The 12,982-nt window shown below is 68.5% G+C and carries 13 protein-coding genes; all 13 read left to right on the top strand.

What is annotated here, in order from left to right; all coding sequences use genetic code 11:
* Position 1 precedes the first annotated feature (1 nt).
* A complete protein-coding gene (locus tag B3611_RS03510) occupies positions 2–1,348 on the top strand; it encodes a replication-associated recombination protein A (protein ID WP_291313684.1) in 1,347 nt (448 codons plus the stop codon).
* 80 nt (positions 1,349–1,428) lie between these two features.
* Positions 1,429–4,098, top strand: a complete 2,670-nt coding sequence (gene alaS / locus B3611_RS03505) for an alanine--tRNA ligase (RefSeq protein WP_291313683.1) — start codon at positions 1,429–1,431, stop codon at positions 4,096–4,098.
* Positions 4,099–4,265: 167 nt separating this feature from the next.
* The gene (gene ruvX, locus B3611_RS03500) at positions 4,266–4,754 is read left to right on the top strand and encodes a Holliday junction resolvase RuvX (RefSeq protein ID WP_291313682.1); all 489 of its coding nucleotides are present in this window, start codon (positions 4,266–4,268) and stop codon (positions 4,752–4,754) included.
* Positions 4,755–4,759: 5 nt separating this feature from the next.
* Positions 4,760–5,908, top strand: a complete 1,149-nt coding sequence (gene mltG / locus B3611_RS03495) for an endolytic transglycosylase MltG (RefSeq protein ID WP_291313808.1) — start codon at positions 4,760–4,762, stop codon at positions 5,906–5,908.
* The gene (locus B3611_RS03490; protein WP_291313681.1) at positions 5,905–6,777 is read left to right on the top strand and encodes a shikimate dehydrogenase; all 873 of its coding nucleotides are present in this window, start codon (positions 5,905–5,907) and stop codon (positions 6,775–6,777) included. The genes mltG and B3611_RS03490 overlap by 4 nt, the downstream gene beginning before the upstream one ends.
* Positions 6,778–6,800: 23 nt before the next feature.
* Positions 6,801–7,235: a prepilin peptidase gene (locus B3611_RS03485; protein WP_291313680.1), complete on the top strand. Its 435-nt coding sequence runs from the start codon at positions 6,801–6,803 to the stop codon at positions 7,233–7,235.
* 13 nt (positions 7,236–7,248) lie between these two features.
* Positions 7,249–8,466, top strand: coding sequence for a chorismate synthase (aroC, locus tag B3611_RS03480; RefSeq protein WP_291313679.1), 1,218 nt, complete (start codon positions 7,249–7,251; stop codon positions 8,464–8,466).
* Positions 8,459–9,058 carry a shikimate kinase gene (locus B3611_RS03475; RefSeq protein ID WP_291313678.1) on the top strand — a complete coding sequence of 200 codons (600 nt, stop codon included), beginning with the start codon at positions 8,459–8,461 and terminating at the stop codon, positions 9,056–9,058. The genes aroC and B3611_RS03475 overlap by 8 nt, the downstream gene beginning before the upstream one ends.
* 65 nt (positions 9,059–9,123) lie before the next feature.
* Positions 9,124–10,182, top strand: a complete 1,059-nt coding sequence (gene aroB, locus B3611_RS03470) for a 3-dehydroquinate synthase (RefSeq protein WP_291313677.1) — start codon at positions 9,124–9,126, stop codon at positions 10,180–10,182.
* A gap of 1 nt (position 10,183) precedes the next feature.
* Positions 10,184–10,639, top strand: a complete 456-nt coding sequence (gene aroQ / locus B3611_RS03465; RefSeq protein WP_291313676.1) for a type II 3-dehydroquinate dehydratase — start codon at positions 10,184–10,186, stop codon at positions 10,637–10,639.
* Positions 10,626–11,717, top strand: a complete 1,092-nt coding sequence (locus tag B3611_RS03460; protein ID WP_291313675.1) for a M24 family metallopeptidase — start codon at positions 10,626–10,628, stop codon at positions 11,715–11,717. Before aroQ ends, B3611_RS03460 begins: the two co-directional genes overlap by 14 nt.
* 52 nt (positions 11,718–11,769) lie before the next feature.
* Entirely contained in the window at positions 11,770–12,333 is a 564-nt protein-coding gene (gene efp / locus B3611_RS03455; RefSeq protein WP_291313674.1) for an elongation factor P, read from the top strand.
* Entirely contained in the window at positions 12,333–12,956 is a 624-nt protein-coding gene (gene nusB / locus B3611_RS03450) for a transcription antitermination factor NusB (RefSeq protein WP_291313673.1), read from the top strand. The genes efp and nusB overlap by 1 nt, the downstream gene beginning before the upstream one ends.
* The last annotated feature ends 26 nt before the right edge of the window (positions 12,957–12,982 follow it).

Raw genomic sequence — 12,982 nt, 5'->3', positions numbered from 1 at the left:
GATGCAGGAGGGACTCTTCGGGGATTCGCCGGACACCACCACCGGGCACCGGGGCACCGCCTTTTTCGAGGCGGGCTCCTCGGCACCGCTCGCTGCCCGGATGCGCCCGCGCACCCTGGCAGAGATCGCGGGGCAGGGCCACCTGCTCGGCGAGGGCAAGCCGCTGCGTCGGCTCGTCGAGGGGTCCGGGGCATCCTCCGTGGTCCTCTACGGCCCGCCCGGTTCCGGCAAGACCACCATCGCCTCGCTCATCGCGCAGACGACGGGGCAGAACTTCGTCGCCCTGTCCGCCCTGTCCTCCGGGGTCAAGGAGGTCCGCCAGGTCATCGACCAGGCCCGGCGCGACCTCGCCCGGGGCGAGCGCACGGTGCTGTTCATCGATGAGGTGCACCGCTTCTCCAGGACCCAGCAGGACGCGCTCCTCGCGGCGGTGGAGAACCGGACGGTGCTGCTGGTGGCGGCGACGACGGAGAACCCGTCGTTTAGCGTCGTCGCCCCCTTGCTCTCGCGCTCCCTGTTGCTGCAGCTCGAACCGCTGGGCGACGACGACATCGGCGCGGTGCTCGATCGGGCGGTCTCCGACGAGCGCGGCCTGGCCGGGGCGGTGACCCTCAATGCAGAAGCACGCGCCCAGCTCATCCTTCTCGCGGGGGGTGACGCGCGCCGATCGCTGACCTACCTCGAGGCGGCGGCGGATGCCGTGGGGGAGGGCGGCACGATCACCGTGGACGTTGTGCGCGCGAGCGTGAACCGCGCGGTGGTGCGCTACGACCGCGACGGGGACCAGCACTACGACGTGACCTCGGCCTTCATCAAGTCGATCCGCGGCTCGGACGTCGATGCCGCCCTGCACTACCTGGCCAGGATGATCGAGGCGGGGGAGGACCCGCGCTTCATCGCCCGCCGCCTGGTCATCCACGCTTCCGAGGACATCGGGATGGCGGATCCCACCGCGATGCAGGTGGCCGCAGCTGCCGCGCAGGCGGTGCAGTTCATCGGCATGCCCGAGGGCAGGCTGCCGCTGGCGCAGGCGGTGATCCACCTGGCCACCGCCCCGAAGTCGCCGTCCGTGGTGCGCGCCATCGACCGCGCTCAGCAGGATGTGAGGGCGGGCAAGGCGGGCCCCGTCCCCGCGCACCTGCGCGACGGCCACTATGAGGGCGCGAAAAAGATCGGCAGCGCCGTCGGCTACGTCTACCCGCACGACGATCCGCGCGGGGTGGTCGAGCAGCGCTACATCCCCGAGGGCCTGGACGACGCGGTGTACTACGAGCCGACGGAGCACGGAAACGAGAAGCGGATCGTGGGTTACATCGGGAGGCTGCGGAGGATGGTCCGCGGAAAGTAGGCCGCGGGGAATCTCGCGCGCCGACGCCCGGGGTAAAGTGGTTCCGGACTAATTCTCGACCACCCCCGGAGGCCATCCCCGTGCAAACCCATGAGATCCGCAAGCGCTTCACCGAGCACTTCGTCAACGCAGGCCATACGTCGGTGCCGAGCGCCTCGCTGATCCTGGATGACCCCACCCTCCTCTTCGTCAACGCCGGCATGGTGCCCTTCAAGCCGTACTTCCTCGGCCGCCAGACCCCGCCGTTCGAAAGCGGCAAGGCCACGTCGATCCAGAAGTGCGTGCGCACCCTCGACATCGAGGAAGTGGGCGTGACCACCCGCCACAACACCTTCTTCCAGATGGCGGGCAACTTCTCCTTCGGCCAGTATTTCAAGGAGGGTGCGATCACGCTGGCGTGGGAGTTGCTCACCAAGTCCATCGACGACGGCGGCCTCGGCCTGGACCCGGAGCGCCTCTGGGTCACGGTCTTCCTCGACGACGACGAGGCGGCCGCCATCTGGCGTGACGTTGTCGGCCTGCCCGAGGAGCGTATCCAGCGCATGGGCATGGAGGACAACTTCTGGTCCATGGGCATCCCGGGCCCGTGCGGGCCCTGCTCGGAGATCTACTACGACCGCGGCCCCGAGTACGGCCGCGACGGTGGCCCGGTCGCCGACGACAACCGCTACATGGAGATCTGGAACCTCGTGTTCATGGAGTCCATCCGCGGCGAGGGCGACAAGAAGGGCAACTTCGACATCGTCGGTGAGCTGCCGCAGAAGAACATCGACACCGGCATGGGCATCGAGCGTGTCGCCTGCCTGCTCCAGGGCGTGGACAACGTCTACGAGACCGACCTACTTCGCCCGGTGATCGACGCCGCGGTCGAGCTGACGGGCACGCGTTACGACGCCGGAAACCACGCCGACGACGTCCGCTTCCGCGTCATCGCCGACCACTCCCGCACCGGCATGATGATCATCCTCGACGGCGTCACCCCCTCCAACGAGGGGCGCGGTTACATCCTCCGCCGCCTGCTGCGCCGCATCGTGCGCTCGGCCCGTCTCCTCGGCGCGACCGGCACGGTGCTGGAGACCTTCATGAACACCATCATGGACACCATGGCGCCGTCCTTCCCGGAGATCGAGGACAACCGCGAGCGCATCCTCCGCGTCGCCATGGCCGAGGAGCGCGCCTTCCTCAAGACCCTCGAATCCGGAACGCACCGCTTCGACGAGGCCGCCGCCGAGCTGAAGACCTCCGGCACCTCTGTGCTGTCCGGCGACCGGGCCTTCGAGCTCCACGACACGTACGGGTTCCCGATCGACCTCACCCTTGAAATGGCGCGCGAGGCCGGCCTCGCGGTGGACATGGACGCCTTCAACGCCGAGATGACCGCCCAGCGCCAGCGCGCCAAGGCCGACAACAAGGCCAAAAAGCACCGAAACGTCGACGATTCCCTCTACCGCGAGTGGGTGGATAACGCCCCGACCCAGTTCGTCGGCTACGACACCCTCACCCACGACGGAACCGTGCTCGGTCTCGTGCGGGGCGGGGAGAAGGTCACCGAGGCGAAGCAGGGTGACGAGGTCGAGGTCATCCTCGACGTCACGCCCATGTACGCCGAGTCCGGCGGGCAGACCGCCGACCGCGGCCGGCTCGTCATGGGCGACACGGTCCTCGATGTCAACGACGTGCAGAAGATCGGGAAGAAGCTCTGGGTGCACAAGGCGACGGTGCAGAACGGCGGGCTCGACCTCGGCTCGACCGTGACCGCGGAGGTGGACGGCATGTGGCGTCACGGTGCCCGCCAGGCGCACACCGCCACCCACCTCATCCACGCCGCGCTGCGCCAGGTGCTCGGCCCGACCGCCGTACAGGCGGGCTCCCTGAACAAGCCCGGTTACCTGCGCTTCGACTTCAACTACACGGACCAGCTCACCGAGCAGCAGATGCGCGACATCGCCACCGCGACCAACCAGGCCGTCGACGCCGACCTGGCCGTCAACACCATCGAGACCTCCCTCGAGGAGGCGAAGGCGATGGGCGCCATGGCCCTGTTCGGCGAGAGCTACGGTGACCGCGTGCGAGTGGTCGAGATCGGCGGCCCGTTCTCCATCGAGCTGTGCGGCGGCACCCACGTCTCGCACTCCTCGCAGATCGGGCCCGTCGCCGTGCTGGGCGAGTCCTCAGTCGGCTCCGGTGCCCGCCGCATCGAGGCCTACTCGGGCATGGATTCCTTCCGCTACTTCTCCAAGGAGGCCGCCCTCGCCTCGGGGCTCGCCACCGAGCTGAAGACGCCCACCGAGCAGCTCCCGGAGCGCATCGCACAGCTCACCGAGCGTCTCCGCGACGCGGAAAAGGCCGTGGAGGACCTCCACCGGCAGCAGCTCATGCGCCAGACCGCCGACCTGGTGGCCAAGGCCGAGAACGTCGGGGCCTTCAAGCTCATCGCCCTCCACCTGCCGGGAGGCGTGAGCGCGGGCGACCTGCGCACCGTCGCCGGTGATCTGCGCGGGCGGCTCAACTCCGAACCCGCAGTGATCGCCCTGGCATCGGACGCTGACGGCAAGGTGCCCTTCGCTGTGGCCGCCACCCAGCCCGCCGTCGATGCCGGAATCAAGGCGGGTGAGCTGGTCAAGCTGATCGGCGGGTACGTCGACGGCCGGGGCGGTGGCAAGCCCAACCTCGCCCAGGGCTCGGGTGCGAATCCCGCGGGCATCGAGGCGGCGCTGCGCGCGGTCCGGGAGGAACTGACCGCCCGCTAGGGATGGGCGGGTAATATAACAAAACGGATACGAGACACGCCGATCCGGAGCGCGGGCCCGACCCGCGCACCGGCTAGCGTGTGTAACCGACCGTCTTTGTCAATTACACCGTCACCCTCGCGCTCCCACCGGGAACCGAGGGTCCGACCCGGAGGAACAACGCGATCATGAAGGTGCAGCCCGACAACCCGGGCGTCGATGACCCCGGAGCGGGCCGCCGCCTCGGTGTCGACGTCGGGACCGTGCGCATCGGTGTCGCCTCCTCCGACCGGGATGCCCGCCTCGCCACCCCAGTGGAAACCATCGCCCGGGTTACCGGGTTCAAGGACCGGGACGGTGCGGACATCGACCGGCTCGTCGAGCTGGTCAACGAGTACAACGCCGTCGAGGTTGTCGTGGGCCTGCCCCGTGACCTCAAGGGCAACGGCTCGTCGAGTGTGAAGCACGCAAAGGAGATCGCGTTCCGCATCGGGCGGCGCTGCGATGTCCCCGTGCGGTTGGCCGACGAGCGCCTGACGACGGTTGCCGCAACCCACGCACTTCGTACCGCCGGTGTAACCGAAAAGGCCGGGCGCCGCGTCATCGATCAGGCAGCGGCGGTGGAGATTCTCCAGTCGTGGCTCGATGGCAGACTCAACTACCTCAAGGAGATGTGAAGACCGTGACCGCCGGACCGAAAAGCCAGCGACGGACGCGAAGCACCGCGGTGCTTGTGACGTCGATTCTGCTCATCGTTGGCCTCGTCGCCTGGATCGCCGTCGCGCGCTCCGGCGGGGGAAGCGACTTCCAGGGCCAGGGCAACGGCGAGGAGCAGGTCGTCGAGGTGCCCGAGGGCTCCAACGTCTCGCTGCTCGGCCCGAAGCTGGAGGAGCTGGGAGTGGTGAAGTCGAACGACGCCTTCCAGTCCGCGGCCCTCGGCAACAACAACTCCAGCAACATTCAGCCCGGCTTTTACCGCCTTCAGAAGAAGATGAGCGCCGACGCCGCCGTGCAGGCGCTGCTCGATCCCTCGAACAAGATCACCCCGCTGCAGGTGTACGGCGGAGCGACGCTCATGGACGTCTCCGTGGTGGGCGGGCAGACACGCCTGGGCATCCTGTCGATGATCCAGCAGGTCTCCTGCGGGGACAAGCCGACGAAGGGGTGCGCCACCGCGGAGGACCTGCACAACGTCGCCGCGAACGCCGACCCGGCGAAGCTCGGTGTTCCCGAGTGGGCGCGTGAGAAGGTCAGCGCGCACGCGGGTGACCCGAAGCGACTGGAGGGTCTCATCGCCCCGGGTGAGTACATCATCGACCCGGGTGCATCCGCGGAGACGATTCTGACCGACATCATCACCCGCTCGGCCAAGCAGTACCAGTCGACGGACATCGAGGGCCGCGCGAAGGCGATCGGCCTGTCGCCCTATGAGCTGCTCACTGCGGCCTCGCTCGTTGAGCGTGAGGCCCCGGCAGGGGAGTTCGACAAGGTCGCCCGCGTCATCCTCAACCGCCTGAAGGCCCCGATGCGCCTCGAGTTCGACTCCACCGTCAACTACGGGTTGCCGTCCGTCGAGGTCGCCACCACCGACGAGGACCGCAAGCGCCCCACCCCGTGGAACACCTACGCCAAGGACGGTCTTCCCGAGACCCCGATTGCCTCCCCGTCGATGGAGGCCATCGAGGCAATGGAGAACCCGGCGGAGGGTGACTGGCTGTTCTTCGTCACCGTGGACAACAACGGCACAACCGTATTCAACAACACCTTCGAGGAGCACCAGAACGACGTCCGCCGGGCCCAGGAGGCGGGGGTCCTCGACTCCAACCGATGAGTACCGCCGAAACCCCCACGACCGTGACGCGCCGCGCCGCGGTGCTCGGCTCTCCCATCGACCACTCCCTGTCGCCCGTGCTCCACGGCGCGGGTTACGAAGCCGCCGGCCTCTCAGGCTGGGAGTACACCCGCATCGAGTGCACGGCAGAGCAACTCCCCGCTGTGGTGGGCGGTGCGGACGGAACCTTCCGCGGTTTCTCCGTGACCATGCCCGCGAAATTCGCCGCGCTGGAGTTCGCCGACGAGGCGACGGAGCGTGCGCGGGCGATCGGCTCCGCCAACACGCTCGTGCGCTCGGGTTCGGGCTGGCGCGCCGACAATACGGATTGCGAAGGCATCTCCGCCGCACTTGACGAGCTGCTGGGAAGCGCCCCCATCACCTCCGCCCTCGTCGTCGGTGCCGGGGGAACGGCGCGCCCAGCTCTCTGGGCGCTGGGGGAGAGGGGCGTCGACAAGCTCACCGTGCTCAACCGCAGCGACCGCTCGGGGGAGGTGCGGCCGCTGCTGCGCGGGGCCGACGTAGAGTTCGCGGGCTTCGACGCCGACCTCGCCGCCCTGGCCATGCGGGCCGACGTGATCGTCTCCACCGTTCCGGCGCACGCTCTGGAGAGCCGTGCCCGCGAGCTCGGCCACGCGCCCGTGCTTGACGTGATCTACGACCCCTGGCCCACCCCGCTGGCCACCGCGGCCGCCGCAAACGGTTACCGGACCGTCGGCGGGCTGGTGATGCTCGCCGCCCAGTCATACGCGCAGTTCGAGCAGTTCACCGGGGTTTGCGCCCCCCGGGCCGCGATGCGCCGCGCCCTCATGGAGCACGTCGGTGTAGAGCGCGGAGCCAACGCCGGGCCGGTTGCGGGCGGGCGCTAGCGCGATCGCCTAGACTCCCGGTCATGCTGATCGGGGGGTCCGCTTCGTTTTTCACCTGCGCCGCGGGCGTAATCGCCGCCGCCTGGAGTGCGGTGCTGGTCCACTACGACCTCCGCTCGCACCGGTTGCCGGACGCGCTCACCCTTCCGGCCGGTGCGGCGGCGCTGGCCAGCTGCGCCGCCTGGCCCGAAGGCTTGTGGGGCCTCGCCTGGCCGGCGCTCTACCTGCTGGTCGGGCGGGGCATAGGGGGAGGCGACATCAAACTCTCCCTGCCTCTCGGGGTTGCGGTGGCCGCGCTCGCGAGCCCGCCGGCCATCCTCGCGGCGGTCGGGGTGTCCAGCGCTCTCACCCTCGCCGCGGCCGCCGTCCTGCGCGCCCGCGGCGCGCCGCACGGCCCGTCGATGCTCGCTGCCGCATGGCTGTGCGTCCTAATGGGTAGTTTCCCCGCCCAGTTGTGACACAATAAGCGCCATGCTTCGTTGGACTACGGCCGGGGAATCCCACGGCCAAGCGCTCATCGCGCTCGTTGAGAACATGCCTGCCGGAGTCCCGGTCACCGCCGGGGACATCGCCCATCAGCTCGCCCGCCGGCGGCTCGGTTACGGCCGCGGTGCCCGCATGAAATTCGAGGCCGACGAACTGACGCTTCTCTCCGGAATTCTGCACGGGGAAACCCTGGGCAGCCCGATCGCGATCCAGATCGGCAACAGCGAGTGGCCGAAGTGGACCACCATCATGTCCCCCGACCCGCTCGACGCCGATGACCCCGAGGTGGCCAAGGCCATGGCCTCGGGCCGCGGTGCCCGGCTGACCCGGCCCCGCCCGGGGCACGCCGACTTCGCCGGCATGGTCAAATACGGCTTTGACGACGCCCGGAAGGTCCTCGAGCGCTCGTCCGCGCGCGAGACCGCCGCCCGCGTCGCCGCCGGCACCGTCGCGCGCAACTTCCTCCGGGCCACCCTCGGGGTGGAGGTGTTCTCCCACGTCATCTCCATCGGAAAATCGAGCCCCTACGCCGGCCCCGCGCCGTCCTTCGCGGACATCGACGCAATCGACGCCTCCCCGGTACGCGCCTACGACAGCGCCTGCGAGGACGAGATGGTCGCGTGCATCGAGGCGGCGAAGAAGGACGGCGACACCCTCGGCGGTGTTGTCGAGGTGGTGGTCGACGGCCTGCCCGTCGGCCTGGGTTCGCACGTCTCCTGTGAGGAGCGTCTCGATGCCCAGCTCGCCGCAGCCCTGATGGGTATCCAGTCGGTGAAGGGCGTGGAGGTCGGCGACGGTTTCGAGGAAGCCCGCCGCCGCGGTTCCGAGGCGCACGACGAGATGGTGTGCGATGACTCCGGCGTCAGCCGCGTCACCAACCGCGCCGGTGGCCTGGAGGGTGGCATGACCAACGGCGAGCAACTGCGCGTGCGCGCGGCGATGAAACCGATCTCCACGGTGCCACGTGCCCTGCGGACCGTCGACATGTCCACCGGCGAGGCCGCGACCGGGATCCACCAACGCTCGGACGTGTGTGCGGTGCCGGCCGGCGGCGTGGTGGCGGAGGCCATGGTAGCGCTCGTGCTGGCCCGGGCGGTTACCGCCAAGTTCGGCGGCGACAGCGTGGCAGAGGTGCGGCGCAACCTCGCCTCGTACAATGAATACGTTTCCCAGCGGCTGGCTTTCGGAGGACAGGATGCTTGACCCGAACGTCCACACCACCCATGACGCACTGGTTGAGGAGCCCCGCGGGTGCGCCGGCGGCGACGGTGAGAATGTCGTCGTGCACTCCCGTCCACGCGTCGTCCTCGTCGGCCCGCCGGGCGCGGGTAAGTCGACCATCGGGCGTCGTCTGGCGAGCTCCCTGAACCTCCCCCTGGTCGACTCCGACCAGCTCATCGAGGAAGGGGAGGGCAAACCTTGCGGCGATGTCTACACCGACCGCGGTGAGGAGGGCTTCCGCGAGCTCGAGTCGGGATACGTCGCGCGCGCCCTGGCCACCGGCGGCATCGTCAGCCTCGGCGGGGGTGCGGTGCTCAACGAGATGACCCGCGCGCTGCTGCGGCCGCACACGGTGGTGTGGGTCGATGTCAGCGCCGAGGAGGGCGCGCGCCGCACCGCCAACGAGACGACGCGGCCCGTGCTCGCCGCCGCCGATCCCATCCAGCACTACCGAGACCTCCTCGCGCGCCGCGAGCCCTACTACCGCGAGGTGTCCGACTTCCGGGTGCGCACGGATGACCGGCCTCCCCAGCGTGTGGTGGCGGAGGTGCTCGGGATCATCGACTCACTCTGAACCCCGGCGAGTAACCGGCCCCCGGTGGGCACAACGACACAGCGACAACCAAGGAGCGAAGGCCGATGGCAGTAGTGCCGGTCAATGGGCCCAGCCCGTACGACGTCCACATCGGGTACAACATCACCGGTGAGGTCGCACAGCGCGTACGCCAGATGGGCGCGATGAAGGTGGCCATCGTCCACCAGCGCCCGCTGGCGGCCGTGGCGCGACAGATCTCCCAGGAGATCCAGAACGAGAACATCGACGTTCTGCTCCTGCCGGTCCCCGACGCCGAGGCGGGTAAGACGGTCGAGGTGATGAGCCAGCTCTGGGACGCCCTCGGGGAGGCCGGCTTCGGCCGCCAGGACGTAATCATCGGGCTCGGCGGGGGAGCGGCGACCGACCTTGCCGGCTTCGCGGCCGCAACCTGGATGCGCGGGATCCGGATCATCCAGGTCCCCACCACTCTCCTCGCGATGGTCGACGCCGCCGTCGGCGGTAAGACCGGCATCAACACCGCCACCGGAAAGAATCTGGTCGGCGCCTTCCACGAACCGGACGCCGTGTTCATCGACCTCGAACGTCTGCATACTCTGCCCGAGGAGGAGATCATCGCCGGCTCTGCCGAGTTGATCAAGACGGGCTTCATCGCCGATCCGCGCATCCTCGAGCTCTACCGGGAGGGAGCCGACCGGCACTGGGAGGAGCTCGTCACCCGCTCGGTTGCGGTCAAGGCGGGTGTCGTGGGCCAGGATCTGAAGGAATCCGGCCTGCGCGAGATCCTCAATTACGGCCACACCCTCGCCCACGCCATCGAGCACCGGGAGAACTACACCTGGCGCCACGGCGACGCGGTTGCGGTGGGAATGATGTTCGTCGCGCACCTCGCGCACAATCGCGGGCTTATCGACGCCCCCCTCCTCGCCCTCCACAGGGAGATCCTCGAGCAGGTGGGCCTGCCCACCACCTACGAGCCCGGCGCCTTCGACGAGCTCTACGAGGCAATGACACACGACAAGAAGAACCGCGACGGGCGCATTCGCTTCGTCGTCCTCCAGGAGCTCGGCCTCTGCGCACGCCTGGAGGACGCCACCGTCGACGAGATGCGCGCCGCCTACGAAGCGATTTCGGAGGTGAATTAAGGTGAGGGTGCTGGTGCTCAACGGGCCCAACCTGGACAGGCTGGGCAAGCGGCAGCCGGACATCTACGGCGCGGTGACGCTGGGGGACGTCGAGAAGCGCCTTGCGGACCGCTCGGCGCAGCTCGGGCTGGACCTGGAATGCCGCCAGTCGAACCACGAGGGCGAGCTCATCGAGTGGGTCCACGAGGCCGCCGACGGTGGCTGGGCGGTGGTGATCAACCCTGGCGGGTTCACCCACACCTCGGTGGCGCTGAGGGACGCGCTGGCGGAGGTCGCCGACGGGCCCGGGTTCGTGGAGGTGCACATCTCCAACGTGCACGCCCGCGAGGAGTTCCGCCGCCACTCGTACCTGTCGCCCATCGCTGTGGGTGTCATCGCGGGGCTCGGGGTCGATGGATACGAACTCGCACTTGAATTTTTCGCCGGGAGGAGCAGGAGGAACAATGGGAATGGCTGACACTCGATTTGAAACCCGCCGCAGGAAGCTCGCGAGCGAGCTCGCGGGACAACGCGTGGACGACATGCTGGTGACCAACCTCGTGCACGTGCGCTACCTCTCCGGGTTCTCCGGATCCAACGGCGCGCTGCTGGTGTCGAAGGACCGCTCCGCCGCCATCGCCACGGACGGACGGTACCTCTCCCAGGTCGCCCGTGAGGTGCCCGACATCGAGGCCACCATCATCCGGGACGTCGCTCCCGCGCTGCTCGGAACCGTGGCGGAGGGGCACCGGGTCGGTTACGAGGCGGATTACGTCAGCGTCAACCAGCTGAAGGCCTTGGAAAAGGCGTGCCCCGACGGGGTTACCCTGGTTCCCGTCAGCGGTGTGATCGAGCAGATCCGCCTGGTCAAGGACGAGGTTGAGCTGGCAAAGCTGGCGGAAGTGGCCGAAATCGGCGTCCGTGCCCTCGACTCGCTGGTGAAGGCAGGGGAGCTTCGCGCGGGACGCACTGAGCGCGAGGTCGCCGCCGACCTGGAGTACCGGATGCGCCAGCTCGGGTCCGAGCGTGTCAGCTTCGACACCATCGTCGCCTCCGGGCCGAACTCGGCGCTCCCGCATTACGGGGCGGGGGAGCGAACGATCGCCGAGGGCGACCTGGTCACCATCGACTTCGGGGCACATCGGGAGGGATTCAACTCCGACATGACCCGCACCTTCGCTATTGGTGAGCCGGACGACTTCTCCCGGGAGATCTACCAGATCGTCCTGGAGGCGCAGCTGGCCGGCGTGGCGGCGGCGGTGCCCGGGGCGGATCTCGTGGACGTCGACAAGGCGTGCCGCGATGTCATCGAGGCAGCCGGTTACGGGGAGTACTTCGTCCACTCCACCGGTCACGGCATCGGCCTGGAGGTGCACGAGGCGCCCTCCGCTGCAAGGACGGGCACGGGCACGCTGGCCGAGAACATGACGTTGACGATCGAACCCGGCATCTACGTCCCCGGCAGGGGCGGGGTGCGCATCGAGGACACGCTTATCATCACCGCGGGGGCGCCGCGCGTCATTACTGAGTGGCCGAAAGAGCTCGTCATCCTGTGATGTAGGATTATTCTGTTTGCACTCGTTCGTCTACCTAGAAGGAAGGTACCCAGTGGCAACTACCGCTGATTTCAAGAACGGCCTGGTGCTGAAGGTCGATGGGAAGCTTCAGCAGATCACGGAGTTCCAGCATGTGAAGCCGGGTAAGGGTCCCGCATTCGTGCGCACCAAGCTCAAGGACGTCGTCTCCGGCAAGACGGTGGACAAGACCTGGAACGCGGGTGTGAAGGTGGAGACCGCCACGGTGGACCGCCGCGACATGACCTACCTCTACAACGACGGCACCAACTACGTCGTGATGGACGACAAGACCTACGAGCAGTTCGAGTTGCCCGCCGAAAAGTTCGGTTCCGCCGCGCGCTTCCTGCTGGAGAACATGCGCGTGCAGGTTTCCTTCCACGAGGGTGATGCCCTCTTTGCCGAGCTCCCGATCTCCGTCGACCTGAAGATCGAGCACACCGAGCCCGGCCTGCAGGGCGACCGCTCCACCGGCGGCACCAAGCCCGCCACCCTCGAGACCGGAGCCGAGATCCAGGTCCCGCTCTTCCTGGAGACCGGCAACGTGGTCAAGGTGGATACCCGCACCGGTGAGTACCTCTCCCGCGTCAACAACTGATGCCTGACTACAAGCGACACGGCGCGCGCTACCGCGCCCGCCGGCGCGCCGTGGACATCCTCTTCGAGGCGGAGACGCGCGACATGGACCCGGTGGCGATTGTCGATGACCGCGCCGAGCTGTCCAGGGACCCGCAGAACGCCGTCGCCCCGGTGGCGGACTACACCCGCGAGATCATCGTCGGCGCGGCGGAGAAGCTCGACGACATCGACGACGCCATCGAGCGCTTCCTCGCGGAGGACTGGGAGATGGACCGCCTGCCGGCCGTCGACCGCCAGATCCTCCGCGTGGCCACGTGGGAGATCCTCTTCAACGACGAGGTGGACCCGCCCATCTCCATCGCCAACGCCCTGGAGATGGCCACGGAATACGGGGACAACGCCGCGCCGCCGTACATTCACGCCGTGCTGGACGACATCATCCAGTGGAACGCGGCGAATGCGCCTGCCGCAGCCGGGGTGGAGCGCCCGGGCACGGAAGCGCCCGCCGAACCCGCCGGGCCGGGTACGGAGACCCCCGGGGAGACAGTCCGGGAGGCGGACACCGGTGCCGAAGCCCCGGTCCTCGGGGAGATCGTCGCCGAGCCCGCGACCGGGTTCCCGGAGGGCGGCACCCGCCCGTAGTTACCATGAGAAGTACCCACCTGGCA

This window comes from Corynebacterium sp. UBA2622, assembly GCF_002339505.1.
In the GTDB taxonomy this organism is placed as follows: Bacteria; Actinomycetota; Actinomycetes; order Mycobacteriales; family Mycobacteriaceae; genus Corynebacterium.
The sequence above is the reverse complement of the archived record's forward strand: the minus strand, read 5'-3'. Positions and strand labels throughout refer to the sequence as shown.